Annotated in this window: 16 protein-coding genes; 9 read left to right on the top strand and 7 right to left on the bottom strand. The window is 34.5% G+C overall.

Annotated features, from left to right (window positions below):
• Positions 1-144: 144 nt before the first annotated feature.
• Entirely contained in the window at positions 145-1,764 is a 1,620-nt protein-coding gene (locus tag A9G17_RS01205) for an ABC-F family ATPase (protein WP_373271509.1), read from the top strand.
• 64 nt (positions 1,765-1,828) lie between these two features.
• Here the strand turns inward: A9G17_RS01205 and A9G17_RS01210 are convergent, their stop codons facing one another.
• Positions 1,829-2,170, bottom strand: coding sequence for a YggL family protein (locus A9G17_RS01210; protein ID WP_065737125.1), 342 nt, complete (start codon positions 2,168-2,170; stop codon positions 1,829-1,831).
• Between the two features lie 26 nt (positions 2,171-2,196).
• Complete coding sequence (gene rhlE / locus A9G17_RS01215; protein WP_081301630.1) at positions 2,197-3,501, bottom strand: ATP-dependent RNA helicase RhlE; 1,305 nt, start codon at positions 3,499-3,501, stop codon at positions 2,197-2,199.
• A gap of 277 nt (positions 3,502-3,778) precedes the next feature.
• On the opposite strand from rhlE, the gene nikA reads away from it, so the two are divergent.
• Genes nikA through A9G17_RS01245 form a run of 6 tightly spaced genes read left to right on the top strand, consistent with a single transcriptional unit; the run spans position 3,779 to position 10,091 of the window.
• Positions 3,779-5,344, top strand: coding sequence for a nickel ABC transporter substrate-binding protein (gene nikA, locus A9G17_RS01220; protein WP_065737126.1), 1,566 nt, complete (start codon positions 3,779-3,781; stop codon positions 5,342-5,344).
• 23 nt (positions 5,345-5,367) lie between these two features.
• Positions 5,368-6,312 (top strand): nickel/cobalt ABC transporter permease, encoded by a 945-nt coding sequence (opp1B, locus tag A9G17_RS01225; RefSeq protein WP_065737127.1) that lies wholly within the window; start codon positions 5,368-5,370, stop codon positions 6,310-6,312.
• Complete coding sequence (gene opp1C / locus A9G17_RS01230) at positions 6,309-7,139, top strand: nickel/cobalt ABC transporter permease (RefSeq protein ID WP_065737128.1); 831 nt, start codon at positions 6,309-6,311, stop codon at positions 7,137-7,139. The genes opp1B and opp1C overlap by 4 nt, the downstream gene beginning before the upstream one ends.
• Positions 7,136-7,984, top strand: a complete 849-nt coding sequence (locus A9G17_RS01235; RefSeq protein ID WP_065737129.1) for an ABC transporter ATP-binding protein — start codon at positions 7,136-7,138, stop codon at positions 7,982-7,984. The genes opp1C and A9G17_RS01235 overlap by 4 nt, the downstream gene beginning before the upstream one ends.
• Positions 7,984-8,763 carry an ABC transporter ATP-binding protein gene (locus A9G17_RS01240; protein WP_065737130.1) on the top strand — a complete coding sequence of 260 codons (780 nt, stop codon included), beginning with the start codon at positions 7,984-7,986 and terminating at the stop codon, positions 8,761-8,763. Before A9G17_RS01235 ends, A9G17_RS01240 begins: the two co-directional genes overlap by 1 nt.
• 2 nt (positions 8,764-8,765) lie before the next feature.
• Entirely contained in the window at positions 8,766-10,091 is a 1,326-nt protein-coding gene (locus A9G17_RS01245; protein ID WP_065737131.1) for an MATE family efflux transporter, read from the top strand.
• 138 nt (positions 10,092-10,229) lie between these two features.
• Here the strand turns inward: A9G17_RS01245 and A9G17_RS01250 are convergent, their stop codons facing one another.
• From A9G17_RS01250 to A9G17_RS01260, 3 genes are all read right to left on the bottom strand, one after another.
• Positions 10,230-10,610 carry a carboxymuconolactone decarboxylase family protein gene (locus tag A9G17_RS01250; protein ID WP_065737132.1) on the bottom strand — a complete coding sequence of 127 codons (381 nt, stop codon included), beginning with the start codon at positions 10,608-10,610 and terminating at the stop codon, positions 10,230-10,232.
• A gap of 468 nt (positions 10,611-11,078) precedes the next feature.
• Positions 11,079-13,439, bottom strand: coding sequence for a TonB-dependent hemoglobin/transferrin/lactoferrin family receptor (locus A9G17_RS01255; RefSeq protein ID WP_065737133.1), 2,361 nt, complete (start codon positions 13,437-13,439; stop codon positions 11,079-11,081).
• Between the two features lie 407 nt (positions 13,440-13,846).
• Positions 13,847-14,314 carry a nuclear transport factor 2 family protein gene (locus A9G17_RS01260; RefSeq protein ID WP_176714235.1) on the bottom strand — a complete coding sequence of 156 codons (468 nt, stop codon included), beginning with the start codon at positions 14,312-14,314 and terminating at the stop codon, positions 13,847-13,849.
• Positions 14,315-14,490: 176 nt separating this feature from the next.
• On the opposite strand from A9G17_RS01260, the gene A9G17_RS01265 reads away from it, so the two are divergent.
• Positions 14,491-14,871 (top strand): winged helix-turn-helix transcriptional regulator, encoded by a 381-nt coding sequence (locus A9G17_RS01265; protein WP_065737134.1) that lies wholly within the window; start codon positions 14,491-14,493, stop codon positions 14,869-14,871.
• Positions 14,872-15,173: 302 nt separating this feature from the next.
• On the opposite strand, the gene A9G17_RS01270 is transcribed toward A9G17_RS01265, so the two are convergent.
• Positions 15,174-17,075 (bottom strand): alpha-amylase family protein, encoded by a 1,902-nt coding sequence (locus A9G17_RS01270; protein ID WP_065737135.1) that lies wholly within the window; start codon positions 17,073-17,075, stop codon positions 15,174-15,176.
• Positions 17,076-17,643: 568 nt separating this feature from the next.
• Between A9G17_RS01270 and A9G17_RS01275 the strand changes: the two genes are divergently transcribed.
• Entirely contained in the window at positions 17,644-18,597 is a 954-nt protein-coding gene (locus A9G17_RS01275; protein WP_065737136.1) for an arsenic resistance protein, read from the top strand.
• Positions 18,598-18,643: 46 nt separating this feature from the next.
• On the opposite strand, the gene A9G17_RS01280 is transcribed toward A9G17_RS01275, so the two are convergent.
• A complete protein-coding gene (locus tag A9G17_RS01280; RefSeq protein WP_065737137.1) occupies positions 18,644-19,549 on the bottom strand; it encodes an endonuclease/exonuclease/phosphatase family protein in 906 nt (301 codons plus the stop codon).
• Positions 19,550-19,666: the final 117 nt, after the last annotated feature.

Here is a 19,666-nt window from a genome sequence, read left to right on the forward strand (position 1 = left end):
TCCTACCTTAAAACATAATCGCCTAACGGATAACTGATACAGTTAAAAAATGAAAGATCCTCAAAAAAGGCATTTTATGGCATAATGTGCGCCAAATCACATTTCAACTATTTTGCTTAAAGAGATAGATATCTTTAAAGCAAAATGTATTTAAAGCGAGAGAAAAGTTTAGTGTTAAGTACAAATAACATCACAATGCAATTTGGCAGTAAACCTTTATTTGAAAACATATCTGTTAAATTTGGCAATGGTAATCGTTATGGATTAATTGGCGCCAATGGAAGTGGCAAATCAACTTTTATGAAGATTCTTGGTGGTGATTTAGTGCCAACATCAGGAAATGTTGCATTAGATCCACATGAGAGATTAGGTAAATTACGCCAAGACCAATTTGCTTTTGAAGAATATACTGTTCTTGATACTGTGATTATGGGACATACTGAATTATGGCAAATCAAGCAAGAACGTGATCGCATTTATGGACTTCCAGAAATGAGCGAAGAAGATGGGTTTAAAGTCGCCGATTTAGAAACTCAATACGCCGAAATGGATGGTTACAGTGCCGAAGCTCGTGCGGGTGAATTATTGCTAGGAGTCGGTATTCCAATCGAGCAACATTATGGATTAATGAGCGAAATCGCGCCCGGTTGGAAATTGCGCGTACTTTTAGCTCAAGCTCTGTTTTCTAATCCGGACATCTTATTATTAGATGAACCGACCAATAACTTGGATATTGATACCATTCGTTGGTTGGAAGATACCTTAAATGAACGCGAAAGCACCATGATCATCATTTCGCATGACAGACACTTTTTAAATATGGTCTGTACTCATATGGCGGATATGGATTATGGCGAGCTTCGAATCTATCCAGGTAACTACGATGACTATATGACTGCATCCACACAAGCCAGAGAACGTTTATTAGCCGACAATGCCAAGAAAAAAGCTCAAATTAGTGAGTTGCAATCTTTTGTCAGTCGTTTTAGTGCGAATGCATCAAAATCTAAACAAGCGACTTCTCGGGCAAGACAAATTGAAAAAATTAAACTTGAAGAAGTTAAAGCATCAAGCCGACAAAATCCATTTATTCGTTTTGAGCAGGACAAAAAATTATTCCGTAATGCTCTAGTTGTTGAAAACTTAACTAAAGGTTTTGATAACGGACCACTATTTAAAAATCTAAATTTAATGGTTGAAGTTGGCGAAAAAGTGGCTATTTTAGGGACGAATGGTATTGGTAAAACAACTTTATTAAAAACCTTAATGGGCGAACTCACGCCAGAACAAGGTGATATTAAATGGTCTGAAAATGCCAATATTGGTTATTATGCCCAAGATCACGAGTATGAATTTGAACAAGATCTAACTGTGTTTGATTGGATGAGTCAATGGAAACAGCCAACCGATGATGAGCAAGCCGTACGCAGTATTTTAGGTCGCTTATTATTTTCACAAGATGACATTAAAAAACAAGTTAAAGTCCTCTCTGGTGGTGAAAAAGGACGTATGCTATTTGGTAAATTAATGATGCAACGTCCAAATATTATTGTGATGGATGAACCGACTAACCATTTGGATATGGAGTCGATTGAATCATTGAATATGGCATTAGAGCTTTATCAAGGAACGCTATTTTTTGTATCACATGACCGTGAATTTGTTAGCTCACTTGCTACTCGAATTGTCGAAATCACCCCAGAAAAAGTGATTGATTATACAGGTAATTATGAGGATTACTTGCGTAGTCAAGGAATTGAGTAACGCAAAGATATCTTTAATAAAAAAATAGCCACATTGGTGGCTATTTTTATTTAATATTTAGAAATTAGAAATCTAATTCATCCCACCAAATATCAATTAATTCGCTGGTTTTGACATTTTTCAAGCCATGACTTTCAAGCCATTTAGTGACAACATCACGATTTTCTTCAGTACAATTACCCAATTTTTGAGTACAGATGATGCCTTTCCAGCTTAAATAACCACTTCCTTCATAGGCCAAACCATTTGCTTGTATTGCTTCAATAATAAATTGATCAACAACATTATCAATGGTTTCTTCACTGGTACCTTCGTCAAATGACCAACTTACCGTGAAACCTAACTCTTTAAATTCTTCAATATGTAATTTTTTTCTTAAACGACGACTGCGATTAACCTTAGCCATAATAATATCCTTCTACTGTAGATAATTTAGTTCGTTTTAGAATATGTATGATGACTAGATTGCTTCATACTATTCTGGTTATTTTTAGAAGTTCGCGTTTTATCAACACGTCTTCTTTTTGCTGGAGCACGCTTTGCTGTCGCTTTTTTTACAGGCTCCGCTTTAATTCTAGGATCAACTTCGAATCCCGGAGTAAAAATTTCTGGAATCGATTTTTTAATCAATTTTCCAATTGATTTTAATTGAGCAAGTTCATCAATACAAACTAAAGATATCGCCTGCCCTTGATTTTGTGCTCGCCCTGTTCTACCAATACGATGCACATAATCTTCTGCCACTTGTGGTAGTTCATAATTGACAACATGAGGCAATAGTTCAATATCTAAACCTCTAGCCGCAATATCAGTTGCCACCAACGCTCTAATTTGACCATTTTTAAAATCCGCTAAAGCTTTAGTTCTAGCGCCTTGACTTTTATTACCATGAATCGCCGAAGCTTTAATGCCATCTTTGGTTAGCTGTTCAGCGAGATGGTTAGCTCCATATTTGGTTCGTGTAAAAATTAATACCTGCTGCCATTGATTTTTACCAATTAAATAAGAGAGCAATTCACGTTTACGACGCTTATCTACCCGATGCACATACTGAGTAATTTGTTCAGATGCACTATTCGTATTTGCCACAGCTACAGATTCAGGTGATTTTAAAATGGTTTGTGCTAACGCTTTTATCTCATCTGAAAAAGTCGCCGAAAACATTAAATTTTGACGTTTTTTAGGTAATTTAGCAATCACACGCCGAATATCATGAATAAAACCCATATCTAACATACGATCGGCTTCATCCAATACTAACACTTTAACCGACGACAGATCCACTGCGTTTTGATGCACTAAATCAAGTAAACGACCCGGAGTTGCAATTAAAATATCGACCCCTCCGCGTAGTTTCATCATTTGAGGGTTAATGCTTACGCCACCAAACACCACTAAAGACCGAATCGGTAAATATCGGCTGTAGTCACGAATATTTTCTCCAATTTGAGCAGCCAATTCACGTGTTGGGGCTAAGATCAAAGCATATAATCGACGTTTACCTTTTTTAGGTTGAGACTGATTGCTTGCCTTTGCTTGCTGTTCAACTAACTTCTGCAAAATGGGTAAGCCAAAGCCAGCTGTCTTGCCTGTCCCTGTTTGAGCACTGGCCATCAAATCTTTACCTGATAAAATAACTGGGATAGCTTGTTGTTGAATGGGTGTGGGTTCGGTGTAGTTTTGTTCGTGGATTGCTTTTAAAATCTCGGCATCTAAGCCAAGAGAGTCAAATGACATGTATTGATTCCTAAAATAAACGAAAGATGAATAATCATAGGCATTATAAAGTAATTTGATAATAATTGTTTTATTATTTTACCTTTTCAACGCGAGTCTTAATGAATGTTAATATTTAGTAAGATTAACCCCATAAAATGTGGTATTATTTGTTAATTGAATATAAATATACGCATTCTGTCTGTTTTTAAATCATCCTGCTTAAATGATATTGATTATCATTCTCATTTGTTGTATCATCCGCCTCCCCTGACAATAATTATTTCATGGAATAGGTATGTCTTTTAATTTCCCTCATTTAAAAAAAATACTCATTATTCTAATTTTAAGCAGCTTTAGTCTTAACTGTTTTGCTAAAGATGATATTACTTTCGCCAATTTTCGTGATATTCGTGATTTAAATCCGCATTTATACTCTGGTGAAATGTGGGCGCAAAATATGTTGTATGAATCTTTAGTTCACTATAACGAAGATGGTACTTTTTCTCCTTGGCTTGCAGAAAGCTGGGCTATCACTAACGACGGTAAAACATACACATTCAAACTCAGAAAAGACGTTACATTCAGCGATGGCGCAAAATTTGATGCACACAGTGCAAAACTAAACTGGGATGCGGTATTATCAAATAAAGTTCGTCACACTTGGTTAGAAATGGTGCGCTTAATTACTGAAGTGAAAGCGGTAGATGACTACACGCTACAAGTTAATCTTTCTGAACCTTACTACTCTTTTATGATTGAGATTGCTGTAACGCGTCCAATGCGTTTTATTTCACCTAACTCTATGATCGACGGTGAAACTAAAAATGGTGTTAAGTCTTACATTGGTACCGGTCCGTATGTTTTAGGTGATCATAAGAAAGATCAATATGCGGTATTTAACGCAAATCCAACTTATTGGGGAACAAAACCAATCCTAAAAAAAGTGACAATGAAAGTTATCGCGGATAATCAAAGCCGACTAATGGCATTGGAAAAAGGCGAAATCGATCTGATTTATGGTAAAAATATGGTTGATGCTGATTCGTTTGAACGTTTTTCTACCATGGATAAGTTTCAAACCTTAATGTCTAAACCAGTTTCAAGCCGAATTGTTCTAATGAATACGACCCGAAGCCAACTTAGCGATGTGAATGTGCGCCAAGCAATTGAACATATCATCAGTAAAAAAGATATCTCAGAGGGTATTTTCAATAACAGTGAAGCGCCTGCTGATACATTAATGGCAACTAATATTCCTTATGCAAATCTTGGTTTAAAACCTTATGTATATGACACTAAACTAGCCGAAACTCTACTTGATAAAGCCGGTTGGGTGAAAGTTAAAGGTCAAGATTATCGTCAAAAAGACGGTAAACCTTTTGAAATTACCTTATATTACGACAGTAATACCGCCTCTCAAAAAACGATTGCCCAATATATGCAAGATGAATTTGAGCAAGTCGGATTAAAACTTAATATTCATGGTGAAGAAGAACAAGGTTATCGTGATCGCCAAAAAGCCGGTGATTTTGATATGGTGTTTGATATTTCATGGGGTACGCCATATGATCCACAATCATTTTTATCAGGGATGAAACTACCTGTATATGGTGATTACATGGCACAACAAGGTTTAAAAGAAAAACCACAAATTGATGCAAGTATCAGTAAAGCATTAATTTCAACGGATGAAAAAGAGCGACAAGATCTATTCCGTTATGTGTTAGAAACCTTACATAATGAAGCGGTTTATATTCCGTTGACTTATGAGCGTAATCGCGCGATTGCGGTTAAATCTTTAAAAGGAATTGAGTTCGCCCCTTCTCAATTTGATATTCCGTTTGAGAAAATGCATTTTTAAAAGACTAATATTATTGACCAATAATGTTAAATTATATTATTAAACGTTTAACGATGATGATACCGATATTATTCGGTATCTCTTTTATCGCTTTTTTACTTATCAATCTCGCACCTTCTGATCCTGCTGAAGTTGCATTACGCTTAAACGAAATCATGCCAACCCCAGATGCTATTGAAAGTATGCGTCAAGAACTTGGATTAAATAAGCCTTTTTTTGAACGATATTTTATTTGGCTCTATGATGTTTTACATCTTGATTTTGGTCGTTCTTTTATTCATCGAGACAGACTGGTTTGGGATGAGATGATCCGCAGCTTAATACCGACCTTAGTTTTAGCAATGTCATCATTTGCATTTACTCTCATCATCAGTTTAATTTTAGGTGTGTTATGTGCGATTTTTGCTAATTCAACGTTCGATCATATTGTTCGTATTGTTATTTTTCTTGGTACGGCAATGCCTAGTTATTGGTTAGGTTTACTCTTTATTTGGCTGTTTGCCAATTATTTAGATTTACTGCCTACCAATGGTTATGGAACATGGCAAAATCTGATTCTACCAACTTTAACTTTATCGTTTGTTTATATCTCAACTTATATCCGTTTTATTCGTAATAATATGTTAGAAAACATGCATAATTATTCGGTCTTTTATGCTCGCTGTCGAGGTTTAAAAGAGAAAACGATTATACTTAAACATGTGCTTGTTAATTCACTGCACACCACTATAACCGCCTTAGGCATGACTATTCCGCAATTAATCGCTGGCTCTTTTGTTGTTGAATATATTTTTTCTTGGCCGGGATTGGGTCGTTTGTGTATCGCAGCTATTATGAATCGCGATTATCCCGTCATTCAAGCTTATATATTGATTATGGCTATTTTATTTGTAGTGTGTAACTTTATTGTAGATGTTATTCATCAATGGCTAGATCCTCGATTACGTGATAATGGTGGTGCCATATGAATCTAACTAAGAAATTCATTAACAATAAAACGGCGTTAATTTGCCTGATCATTATCACCACAATGATTATTTTAGGGATATTAGCCCCTTATATTGCACCGTTTGATCCCAATAAAGTTCGCATTGTCCGTAAATATGCTGCAATATCGAGTGACCATTGGCTTGGATGTGATCATCTTGGTCGTGATATTTTTTCACGACTACTGTATGGTATTCGCTCAACCCTATTCTTATCGCTGTTAACTATGATCATTACAATAATCGTTGGTAGTATTATCGGCCTTATCTCTGGTTATCAGCGAGGTAAACTTGACGAATGTATAATGCGCCTTTGTGACATTATGCTCTCATTTCCAAGCCAAGTGATGATTTTGGCGATTGTTGGGGTATTAGGCGTAGGTATTGAAAACGTCATTATTGCTAATATTGTCGTTAAATGGGCTTGGTACAGTCGTATGATTCGTAGTTCAGTGATCAAGTACAGTCGAAAAAATTATATTCTTTTTTCACGAGCCATTGGTGCACCGCATTCCTTTATCATTTGTCGTCATTTATTGCCTAATATACTGTCAGAACTGGTTGTATTAGCAACGTTAGATACGGGTTGGGTAATCTTAAATATCTCGGCTTTATCTTTTATTGGATTAGGTGTCCAAGCGCCTACTGCTGAATGGGGGTTAATGTTAAGTGAAGCAAAAAACGTTATGACACAGCACCCGATGCAAATGGTCTTTCCGGGTATAGCCATTTTAATCGTTGTGGCAGCATTTAATATGTTGGGTGATTGTTTACGAGATATTTTAGATCCAAAGGAAAAAACTGCATGAGTAGCCCATTGTTAGCCGTAAAACAACTGACCGTTTCCCTTAATAAGGGGAATAAGCTACTCGATGATATATCGTTTACGGTCAATCATCATCAATGCTTAGGCATTGTTGGGGAAAGTGGCAGTGGCAAAAGTTTGACATGTAAAGCGATCATCGGCTTATTAGAATCCTACTTTAGCGTGACTGGGCAAATCCTGTTTAAACCCCAAAATGCTAATTTAGCATTCGATCTATTAAAACAGAATAAAAAGACGTTGAATCAAATTCGTGGTAGTGTCATTTCGATAATTTTACAACACCCAATGAGTGCTTTTGATCCACTTTATTGCATTGGTAAGCAAGTGGTCGAAACCCTGCAAGCACATCTCATTATTAACAAAAATGATGCTATTGCTAAAACGTTAGCGATGATTGAAAATATAGGGCTCGAAAAACCCAAAGAGATTTATAAAAAGTACCCTCATCAGTTAAGTGGTGGCATGTTACAACGCATAATGATTGGTATGGCGTTAATGCTAGAGCCTGAACTTATTATTGCCGATGAACCCACAACGGCATTAGATTCAATTAGTCAGTTTTATATTTTAAAAATGCTTGAAAAGATCAAAGCCAAAACAACCATGATCTTTATTTCTCACGATCTAGGTGTCATTCATCATATTGCCGATGAGATTATTGTGATGAATAAAGGAAAGATTGTTGAATCGGGGAGTCGTGATCAGATTTTTTATCATCCTAAACATGAATATACTCGTTATCTAATCGATACTCGCAAGCAATTATTAAATAAATTTAATGCAGTTGCTTATGCAAAGCATTTAAATTCCATCTCGGAGACAGTTTAATGCCACCGTTATTACAAGTTACTAATGTTAAAAAATCTTTTCTACAACCCAACCAAGGTTTGTTTCGCCATAAAAAAACGGCGGTTATTAAAGGGGTATCGTTCGATTTAAAACAAGGTGAGTGTCTCGGCATTATTGGTGAGAGTGGTAGTGGTAAAAGTACATTAGGAAAGCTAATTTTAGGCTTAGAAAAACCTGACAGTGGCAAAATCTATTTTAATGGGCAAGATATTAGTACTCGTGCATGGAAAAAATCCGCCATGCGTAAAAATATCAGTGCAGTATTTCAAGATTATAATGCGTCTGTTAACCCCTATTTTACTGCTGCACAGATTATTGCTGAACCGCTTGATATTTATGAAAGGTTATCTAAAAATGATCGAAAGCAGCGTATCAATGCTTTGTTAGAACAAGTAGGATTAGACAGCTCTTTTTATGAGCGGTTTCCACATGAAATGAGTGGTGGTCAATTACAGCGCGTCTGCATTGCAAGAGCGATAGCCTGCTCTCCTCAATTTATTTTATTTGATGAAGCAGTAAGCTCATTAGATATTTCGGTCCAAACCCAAATTTTAGCACTACTTGCCGATTTGCGAAAACAGCTAAATTTAACCAGTATTTTTATTACCCATGATCTAACCACAATTACTTACCTTTGTGATAAAATTGCCTTTTTTTATAAAGGTGAAATCGTTGAATACATTGATAAAATAGAACAATTAAGTCAAGTTAAAAATCCTTATTCTAAACAGTTACTTGAATCAATTTTAGGTTTTTAAAAATGACCCATTCATCAACATCGAATCATCAATATCAGTTTAAAGATTATCTTAAATTAGTTATTCCGTTTATTCTGTCAACCATCACCACCCCACTACTGGGTGTAGTCGATACGGCTTTAGTTGGTCATTTGCCTAATCCTGCCTTTATTGCTGGTATTGCCATAGGAACAGTAATATTTAATACCATTTATTGGCTATTTGGATTTTTAAGGGTCAGTACCACTGGTTTTGCTGCGCAAGCTTTGGATGATTGTTTATTATTAAGATCGTCTCTTATCCGACCTCTGTTTATTGCTCTTTTTTTAGGTTTGATATTTATTATTTTTCAAAAGTTAATTTTTAGTGCCTCAATGCACATCATCCAACCCAATCAAGATGTACAGCATTATGCGGATCTTTATTTTTCGATTTTAATTTGGGGGGCGCCTTTTGTTCTGATTAATTATGTCCTAGTTGGCTGGTTAATGGGGATATCCAAAGTAAAAGCCGTGCTGTTTTTACAAGTCTTTATCAATCTACTAAATATTATAATGGCGATGCTTTTTGTTTGGTGGATGCATTGGGACATTCAAGGAGTGGCTTTTGCAACATTGATTGCTCAAATATGTTGTACTTTGGTCGGTATTTGGTTTATCTATCGGTACTTACCTAAAAATAAGCAAAAAATGGATGTAAAATCTATTTTGTCATGGCAATCATTAAAAGGGGTCATTTTAGTTAATACTAATTTAATGATTCGCACCATCTGTTTATTAACGGTAACTAACCACTTTATTTCGATTGGTTCAACATTCAATACTGAAGTATTAGCCGCCAATGCCGTTCTATTTCAGATTCATTACATGATGGCTTATCTATTTGACGGTTTTGCTAATGCTTCAAGCGTCTTTAGTGGTCGAGCTAAAGGTAATAAAAATATTCAACTTTATAATCAAACTTTACGATGGTCACTACAGGCCTGCATTATTTGTCCAATAATTTTGATTGCAATTTGGTTAGCCTTTGATACTGCAATTATAAAACTATTAACGAATCAAATTGAGATTATCACCCTATCGCTACAGTATCAATCTTGGTTAATGGTATTTCCTATTGTTGCAGCAGGTGGATTAATCTATTATGGCGTGTTTTCAGGCATCAGTTACACCTCATCTATTCGCGACTCAATGCTATTGGCGTTATTAGTTTGGTTTGTAGCACAATACTTTGCTGTGCCCGTCTTTGGAAATAATGGATTATGGTTTTCTTATATTTTATTTAGTTTAGGCCGAACCCTGTTTTTGGTTATATGGATTAAACAATCCAAACGCTATGTTTTACTTTAACTCATCAGGAAATCATTAAGATTATTTATTAATCATTATCCTTGGGGATGCCATAAAAACTATTTTTATAGAATTTTTATGGCATTTCATTCACATTGACGTGTGATATTAAAATTAATGTGTGCTGTTTTGAATGGTTTATTTCGGTTTTCTTTCTTCAAATGCTTGGTGGGCAATTTCTAATGCATTAGTAACACGAGGAAAGCCTACATAAGGTAAGCAATGAACACAAATATCTAAAATTTGTTCTTCCGTTAATCCAGCATTTAAGCCACCATGAATATGCATTTTTAACTCTTTTGGCACACAACCTTGAGTAATAAGCGAAGATATGGTGACGATCTGTTTTTGTAACAAGGATAAACTTTGACGACTATAAATATCACCATAAGCAAAATCACAGATATATTCATCGAATTTCGGCGCTAATTTTGCGTTAGTTTTTAAACCATTGGCCCCCATTTCACCATATAAAGATTCGATATTTTCCAGACCTTTTGTGTGTTTTGATTGAGTCATTTACTTTTTCCTCTTGATATTTTTTAGTTGGCAGATAATTTGACTTGAGTTAAATCGATTTTACGATATAAAAACCTGTTTTTATAAGATAGTTAATGAATAAACACTTTTATATGGCTTATTTCATGCATTTTATAAAAAAAGATTTTTGAAGATAAACTGCATCAATTCATCCCATTGTGACATAAAAAAATAAATTACCCAATTTTATTGCTTAACTTCGTTTTAATTCGACACTTCTTTGATCACATCAAGATAACTGAAAAAATAAGTCATCAGATCGCAGCTTTTTTTAAGTGCAAAAAAGTCAAACTTCGGCTATCTCAACGATTAAAATAAATCGTATCCATAATTAAAAATTACTTTTTTAAAGGAGTACAAAATTTTTAAAAGCATAATGTGATATCAATAAAATAAATTGCAATTTTCAAATTCTGCCCATTATTTAGCAGAATTTGAATATACACACTAGAATCGATATGAAAAACTGGCTTTAAAGTTACGCGCTAATCCATAGGTATTTTCACCTAAATAGAGTCTATAATCTTTATTAAATAGATTATCAACAGCTAATTTAACTTCCGCTTTCGGTAAAAATGTTGGTTGCCATGTTGCAAATAAATTGTGAATTGAATAGCCTGACGAACGCCCTAAACCGTAAGCGCCCAGATCTTTAATACCATCATGATTTCTATCTTCAAGGCCTGTGCGATCTTGTTTTCTCACAAATTGAGCATTCCAACCTGCCCGAACATTCCATTCAGGTATTTTAAAACCAGTGGTTAAAGTTGCCGTGCGCGGAGCAATCGTTGGCACATAGGTTTTGTTATGCATCCATATTGCCTGCGGTGTTGAATCACGTTCCCCTTTTTGGATAGAGTAAGTGGCACTGGCAAACCAATATCGGCTATCATAGAAAGCTTCTAATTCAAAACCTTGTATCACAAGTTTACCCGGAACATTATGATAATTGGATTGACCAAGCGGGCATGAGTTACCGGGTCCACAAATTGAACCATTAAAGCCACGCGTAATGAAAATTTCGTCTTTAACTTGCTGTCTGAATAACGTATTTCTGATTTGTAATTTATCATTTTCTAATAATATATTACTGAAATCGAGAATATTACCTGCCCGAATTGACAAGTTACGCTCTTTTTTTAAATTACGGCTTGTGGCACTGATTTTACCTGAACCACCATTTTTAGGGGTAAATTGCACTTCATAGGTTTCATCTATTGTCGGTGCTTGCCATGCGTAACTAATGTCACTAAAAAATCCGATATTTTGTGTTGTCTGCCAATAGGCTCCAAATCTTGGTGTCCAACCAGAATAATTCACGGGTGAATAGTCATGGCCAAAACGAGGATCTGGGTCATTGTAGGCTGAGGCATAATTTTGCTTACCATGATTACGAACATAATCATAACGAAGTGATGGTGTTAGAACAAAAGTATCAATAGAAAGCTCATCTTGGATATAAAAACTATAATTCTGTTGTTTACCAGATGGCATATAAGCAGGTTGAAAATAACCATGATTATAGTTAGGTTTCTTTTCATAACCCTTATAATACATCAAGGTATCACGGTCGTGTAAATGTACTTGTGCACCGATTTTTAAAGCATTATCAATGGGTCCCGTTGAAAAAATACTGATATTTTCAAGTTCAACTGTTTTATCCGTATAGCTAACCCAACTTTCGTTACCCATTGTGCCCAATGATGAAACGGGATTATATTTACTCGGACGCGTATCATGCTGTTTGGTTTTAGAATAAGTGGTATGCAAAGTAAAATTAATAAATGGATTATAAGTTGGTTGATAGTTCCATTTAAATTGGGCTGATTCATCGGTTTGATCGCGTTTGACTAACTTTCTTAACCACGCAGCTTTATAACCATATTTTTTAATTTGAGCAGCCGTTGGGGGCGTCATTTTTTCGACATATTTAGCTGCCCATGGTTGCCATGAATCACGTTTAGAACGAATACCTGAAACCGTGAATGTATGTTCTTCATTGGGTCTAAAATTTAACTTAGCCATGTAGGTATCCATATCATCTTCTGAAAAGACAAATCTGGAGCCGTCTGGTCGCTTAAAATTACCACTATTGCGATTGGTGTAATAAACCAGCCCATCAAACATATCATCTTGCGTTCGTCCATAAACGGCACTCGTCACCATATTTTGATGATTATTAGAATGGAAACTGTATTTCACCAAAGCACCTACATATTGGTCAGGATCAAGCAAATCTATCGCATCTTTCGTTTCCATTTTGACCACACCACCAAAGCCACCATTACCAAACTTTACATCGTGTGGACCCTTATTGACTTCCACTTGTTTTAATAATTCAGGCTCAACAAATACTGAACCTTGTTGATATTTTTGGAAGCCTTTTTGCGCACCATCAACAATAATTTTGACATCTTCAACTTTACCAAATCCCCATATATTTAAAGTTTGTCCGCCTGGTCTTACTGATCCTGCAGAACTGACACCCGGTAATGTATTGAGTAATTCGGCGACATTGTCTGCTTGTTTTTGTTCAATTAGTCTTGAAGAAAGTGTGGAACGACCTGCAATAACACTATTAATCTTTTTAAGTTCATCTTGAGACGTCGATCGAGCAATAACAGTTATAACATCATCAATATCATCATTTTGAGCGTTATTTTTCACTGAATTCGGTGAGTTAGATTTATCAGTGACTTTTTGTTGCTTATCATCCTTATCAGACGTGAGGTTCTCACCTATCAATGATTCAGCGTGGAGAGAGCAACTCATAAAGAGTAATAATAGGCCTGTCTTTTTATGTTTCATATCTGATTCCTTCCATAATATTAATCAATATGTTAAGTGATAGATAATTATTGAATACTAACCACGCAATTAATAATGATAATTATTATCAATTAATAGGTTGGCAAGTATATTGGGTTTATTAAAAAATGAAAAGAAAAATATAGAGGCTTTCACTATTGTTGTTTCAGTTTGATACATATGTAGGGATAATGTTTTTATAAATCCAGCAAATAAATTGTATTTTCTGTATACGCTAAAAATGTTAAATAGTGAAAATTTAGGTAGTTGAAACAATTAAATATTGAAAGAATAATAAATAAAAGCACTCATTAAGTGCTTTTATTTAAATTGGACATTTGCTAAAACGTCGTATTAATTAACATATCCTATCTTTTAAAATAATATTGGTTTAAGGCGAATACTCATTAAAACATGGTATTAGAATTTGCAGCAGTTGCTGGCACATTTTGAATGATATCCCAATGTTCAACAATTTTACCGTCTTTGACTCGAAATATATCCAGTACCGCTTTACCCAGATCTTTTTCATTTTCTTTAGAGTGAACATGAAGCCAAACAAGATCTCCATCTACAGCGGTACGAATAATTTGCGCACTGGATTGAGGATGTTCTTTGAAAAATTTGGAAAAGTAAGTAACAACTGCCTCTCGACCATCTGGAACATAAGGATTATGCTGTTTATAATCCTCAGTAAGACTATTTATTGCTTTACTTATTTGATGTTTATTAAAGAAATCATTATAAAAATTAACTACCAATGTTTTATTCTTTTCTTCTTGGGCAATATCACGAGTTGGTTTTTCATTGGCAATTGCACCAGTTGTTATAAATAATAATGATATTGCTACAATACTGTTTTTTAATATACTCATATCCACTCCTAAATAGTCAATTAAACTCAATAATCTGTGCAATCAATTTTTATTAGTCTATAATGTAGACTTATTAAATGGTAACAATAAAATTGAACTAAAACAATAAGTAACCTGAATGTAACTAGGTCACATCGGTGTGACTTATCTAATTATTACTAGAAAATAGAGTTAAAATGACCAAACTATTTGATGATACGTCGATCCAATTTGATCATCCCTGTCCGATTCGTGATGTGCTTGATAGAATCGGTGACCAATGGAGCTTATTAATTTTAAAAACCCTTGAAAACCGAACAATACGTTTTAGTGTTTTGCATAAAGAAATTAATGATATTTCTCGGCAAATGCTTTCGCGAACATTAAAAAAACTCGAAAAAGATGGTTATATTATTCGAACCATTTATGCCGAAGCCCCTCCCCGTGTTGAATATGCTTTGTCCGATTTAGGACAATCGTTTTTAAAACCAATGAATATGCTTATCAAGTGGGCTAATGATAATCATAAAGCTATCTACCTTGCCAGAAGAAAAGCTGAAGTTAACTTGTCTGATTAAAGATAACTGAATAATCTGCCAATTTAATAGGCAAATTGTGAGTTTTTTATTTTATTCACTTTGTTTTCTAGCCAAACTTTTTTAAAGAATATAAATGGCTGTTCACTCTTTGTTGAGTGTAATCAAATCGTTGTAGGATGTTTCTAGGTTGTCGATGTATATAAATTTGTTATTAACGATTGTTGATAATCTAATGTATCTAATATTATTTAATTACTAATTCTTCAAGTTTAATTAATACTCTATTTAATCGCTTAAAGATAACACCTTACCTTAACAAAGTAAGGTAAGGTGTTTTATGATTACTGAGGCGTTAAAGACATGATCACTGTCTCAAATGGAGCTAATGTTATCATTGCAGTTTTGTCAATTTTGGCTGGTTTATCTGCATGAGATTTACTTATATAATCAATATTGATTTGAAAATGTTGAACGGCATTGGTAGGTAGTTCTAAATCATTTTGTAAATCAAGATAGTAAACTTGCTGTTTATCAGACGGATTACGTAACGTAATAATTGATTTATCACTTGACCAACCTGCCCAACCATAAACTGCTAATTTGGTAGGATCTTGCCCAATCCAATGTGTATCAAATAATACATGTTGATTATCACGCGCCCAGATAGCGGCTTTAGCCAAAGTATCCCAATTTGTAGTTGAAAGTAATTCAGGAGTTATATACATTTCTTGCAGTTGAGTACCCGTTGCAAAATAACTCCAAACTTGATCAGCAAAATCAGTGTCGCTCTCTTTTTGTAGATGTTTGGCCTGTTTAGCATAGACAATGCCATGTAACATTAACGAATTTAATGGAAATAAAGGACCTTTCATAATAATTGAACGATAGGTTTCCGCATCACGATAAGTCAACCATTGCTGAACTTTTGTACCTGGACCATAGTAGTTAACATCATCACCTCCCCGCCAGATGGAATCAGCATAAAACAACCAAGATGGTGTGGCTTGTGTACCGGTTGTTAGATTGACATACAAATTAGGATTAGCACTGCGCATATCTTTAATTAGATGTATAGCAGCATCAAAATCACTGGTGAATTCACTACCTGCAATAACCTTATCAGCATTACCTGTGCCATCAAGTTTAAACATACTGATATTTTGCTGATTAATTAACTCAATAATACGTTTATGAAAATTGGCATAATATTTAGGTCCTGATAGTGCCAATTTGCCATCCATTGTTTCATAACCAAATTCAGATGCATTTTTAACACGAGTATCGCGTGGTATGTTATACCCACCCCATGGTGACAACCATATACCCAATGCAGCATGATATTTTTCCGAAGCACTTTTTAGTTTATTAAATTCATCAGGAAAATTACTGCCAAATCCCCAGTTACCTTTTAAGTTATCCCAACCATCATCAAATAGGTAACCATCGAGCTTAACATGACGTTTTTCTACCAATTCTTTTCCATACTGATCGATGCGTAGTAATGCTTCTTTTTCGGTATAAGGATTAAAAAAACCAATATCAAGCCAAGAATTATAGTGTAAATAAGGTGCATAAGGGCGTTCACGCACATAATTAATAAATTGGTTAACATGGCGTCTTAACTGACCTGTTTCAAAAGTACCGATATAGGTTTTATAACTTAAAGTATGATTTGCTTGTAAAGGAATTTCCTGAGGAATTTTTTGCGAAACGCCCCCTTCATAAGCAACGGTATTTGTTAGCGGATTTTCAGGAATGATAAAAAAGGTATCACTAATAATGGGTGAACTCACCACAGAACCATAAACAAAAGGTGCTTGTGAATGAAATGGCATCAAAGAAATAGCCGTCATTGAAAGTGATTTAGTTTTAGGGGTGATTTGCAGTTCAAAACTCGCAAAATGATTATCATCATTCAAATTTAATAACGTTTCAACATTAAGATCATGACCAGTATAGGTTAACGTTAAATTATTATCATTTTGTTTTAATGTTTTTAATTGAAAATCTTTATCCGTCAATTTTTTGCCCGAGCTCAGTGTAATTTCAAACAAGGTGTTCACCTTGATTTGATCACTATTTTTAGCATTAATAAAATCTAAGGAAGTAATACTTTTTTGATTATCACTATCCGAAATTTTAATAGTCGTATTCTTCCCAGACAATTGATAATCCTTAGCCCAAACAGAATGGATAGGTAAACACAGAGTGGACAATATCCCCACAGTTATCCAATTTTTCATACATTTTTTCATTACTACCTCACTTTCGATAACAAAACTTAAGAAAAAGATTAACAAATTCAATAAGTAGTATAAACGGGTTAGAAAAAATAAATTGTGATCGTGATAGCAGTTTCTACTTTGTTCATATTCCTCAATAAATACTTTTGGTTTTAACAAAACGAAATATTAAATGTGGCGTGATAAATCCCAGATTGAGTAAATTTAATTTAATTAACTTACAGTTAGGAAAGAAAAGAGTAATTAAAAACGGAAGCATTTAATCATTTCAGGAATATGCTCACTTTTATTGTGCAATGTGATGAGATTCACAATATTGAGTTTTTTAAATGAGTTAGTGCTTTCTGTTTAAAATTTTTAATTAAGTTAATTTGCTTAACCTCATGGATTTTCATAATAATCATTTTGAGTTGAAACTTTTTCAGTAACAAATAATCACGAGTAAAAAATATCTGTTAATGAAGTTGAAAACGAACAAACTATACTTTACCAATGAGTATGAAGATAAACATCTACTTTTCTGTTAAGCTGTAAAACAATCTTCTTTAAATAAAAATCTATCATTGATATGCCAACTATCAAAGAATTATTAGAAAAACAACAAATTACCCTTTACTTTGTGACGATTGTCGTTGCCATTATTTTAGCTTTTTGTATACAAGGTACGAGTGTATTAGTCATAGTGATAAATCCAGTGCTTGCGTTTATGTTATTTGTCACTTTTCTACAAGTTCCTATTACTGAATTCAAAAGATTTCTACTCTATGGGCGATTTATTGCAGCCTTATTAATCACTAATTTTGTGATAATTCCGCTGTTTGTTGGCATATTAGCTTTATTTTTACCTCATGATCCTTTGATAAAACTGGGCGTATTATTTGTTTTGCTTGCACCATGCATTGATTACGTTGTCACTTTTTCGCATCTTGGGAAAGCCGATGCAAAATCGTTGATGATGTCAACGCCAATTCTCTTATTCATGCAAATTTTACTATTACCAATTTATCTAGGCTTATTTATTGGGGATGAAGTTAAAAGCCTAATTCAACTTGCTCCGTTTATTCATGCTTTTATTGAGTTAATACTAGTGCCATTTATTTTGGCTACTATTGTTCAATATTATGCTAAGCGTAATCAAATTGGCTCGACCGTTGCCCAATATCTAAATTTAATGCCAGTTCCTGCAACGGCACTCACATTATTTGTGGTGATCATCGCCATTGTACCGCAACTTGAAAACGCCGCAGCAACCGCTTTGATTGTGATACCTTATTATGTGATTTTTGCCATCATTGCACCATTACTCGGTTGGAGGATAGCCAAGCTATTTCATCTGCCTAGTTGTGCAAGTCGCTCTATAGCATTTAGTGCTGGCACACGAAATGCACTGGTAATACTTCCTTTAGCTCTTGCTATACCTAACGCAATCCCTTTATTACCAGCGGTAATTGTGACCCAAACGCTTATTGAATTGGTGAGTGAATTATTTTACATACATTTCATTGCTAAACTTGGCGATTAAATTGGTTATTCTTTTATTTATAAAAAATGGGCATACCGCCCATTCATTATTGTTCTAATAATTTTAGCTTAGCGATAACAGGTATATGATCACTGACTAATGGCCATTTAATACCGTTCCACTCATTACCATCATTAGGTATGGTTAATTGCTCTACACTCCAGACTTGGTTACGACTGGTAAATATGTGATCAAGATCTAATCCAGGATTACCCGCTGGCCAAGTACGTGTATCAACGCCATCTTTTTTAACTCGATTCCAATATTTATCAAGTTCTTTAATCACCCTGTCACTTTCAACAGAATTAAAGTCACCTAGCAAGATCATAATTCCCGTTGCTAAATTAGGAAACTCATCATCTAAATCAAGATCATCAAAAACGATGCTATTAATAAATCGAGCTTGTGACATTCTCACTTCATCTTCTTCATGCCAATCAAAATGACTATTGAAGATATAAATAGGAGAATCAAATCCAGGAACATTAATCTTGCTAAGCATAAGTGACCTTTGCTCGAAAGAACCCGATGGCAATAAAAAAACTTTATTTTTTTCGATTGGGTGCTTAGACAAAATTGCATTGCCGTAATTTCCCCCTTTCATTTCAGTCGCTTTACCAAAAACATAATGCATTCCAGTTTTTTCAGCTAAAACTTTTGCCTGATCCAAACCATCACTGCGAGAGGTTTTTTGATCGACTTCTTCAAGTGTAACAATATCAGCATTCATGGCTTTAATGGCATTAGCGACTAAATCTAGATCCACTTTATGCTTCCTAAGTCCACCAGCAATATTGTAATTAGCCACCGTTATTTGCGGTTGTTTACCTTCGGCATAGACTTTATTAGGCGAACTTTGATATTGTGTTTTTACCAGATCTTCATCAGCATAAACATTAAAACACAGTGAAAACAGACCAATCAAACTAACTACCCAAAAATTTTTTTTCATCGTTATTTATCCTTTAAAAAGATTTACCGAGTTAAAATTGCTAAACAGTAATATTACTTTAAATTACATTTTGTTTTTGAGAGTTTTATCACAACCTTACTTTTAGCATTAAAATTG

Origin of the sequence: Gilliamella sp. wkB7 (genome assembly GCF_001693435.1) — a bacterium.
GTDB classification, from domain to species: domain Bacteria; phylum Pseudomonadota; class Gammaproteobacteria; order Enterobacterales; family Orbaceae; genus Gilliamella; species Gilliamella apicola_N.

Bases quoted from the DNA above. Each gene is read 5' to 3' on its own strand.
- A9G17_RS01205 (WP_373271509.1), top strand. From the start codon at position 145: ATGTATTTAAAGCGAGAGAAAAGTTTAGTGTTAAGTACAAATAACATC.
- A9G17_RS01210 (WP_065737125.1), bottom strand. From the start codon at position 2,170: ATGGCTAAGGTTAATCGCAGTCGTCGTTTAAGAAAAAAATTACATATT.
- rhlE (WP_081301630.1), bottom strand. From the start codon at position 3,501: ATGTCATTTGACTCTCTTGGCTTAGATGCCGAGATTTTAAAAGCAATC.
- nikA (WP_065737126.1), top strand. From the start codon at position 3,779: ATGTCTTTTAATTTCCCTCATTTAAAAAAAATACTCATTATTCTAATT.
- opp1B (WP_065737127.1), top strand. From the start codon at position 5,368: ATGTTAAATTATATTATTAAACGTTTAACGATGATGATACCGATATTA.
- opp1C (WP_065737128.1), top strand. From the start codon at position 6,309: ATGAATCTAACTAAGAAATTCATTAACAATAAAACGGCGTTAATTTGC.
- A9G17_RS01235 (WP_065737129.1), top strand. From the start codon at position 7,136: ATGAGTAGCCCATTGTTAGCCGTAAAACAACTGACCGTTTCCCTTAAT.
- A9G17_RS01240 (WP_065737130.1), top strand. From the start codon at position 7,984: ATGCCACCGTTATTACAAGTTACTAATGTTAAAAAATCTTTTCTACAA.
- A9G17_RS01245 (WP_065737131.1), top strand. From the start codon at position 8,766: ATGACCCATTCATCAACATCGAATCATCAATATCAGTTTAAAGATTAT.
- A9G17_RS01250 (WP_065737132.1), bottom strand. From the start codon at position 10,610: ATGACTCAATCAAAACACACAAAAGGTCTGGAAAATATCGAATCTTTA.
- A9G17_RS01255 (WP_065737133.1), bottom strand. From the start codon at position 13,439: ATGAAACATAAAAAGACAGGCCTATTATTACTCTTTATGAGTTGCTCT.
- A9G17_RS01260 (WP_176714235.1), bottom strand. From the start codon at position 14,314: ATGAGTATATTAAAAAACAGTATTGTAGCAATATCATTATTATTTATA.
- A9G17_RS01265 (WP_065737134.1), top strand. From the start codon at position 14,491: ATGACCAAACTATTTGATGATACGTCGATCCAATTTGATCATCCCTGT.
- A9G17_RS01270 (WP_065737135.1), bottom strand. From the start codon at position 17,075: ATGAAAAATTGGATAACTGTGGGGATATTGTCCACTCTGTGTTTACCT.
- A9G17_RS01275 (WP_065737136.1), top strand. From the start codon at position 17,644: ATGCCAACTATCAAAGAATTATTAGAAAAACAACAAATTACCCTTTAC.
- A9G17_RS01280 (WP_065737137.1), bottom strand. From the start codon at position 19,549: ATGAAAAAAAATTTTTGGGTAGTTAGTTTGATTGGTCTGTTTTCACTG.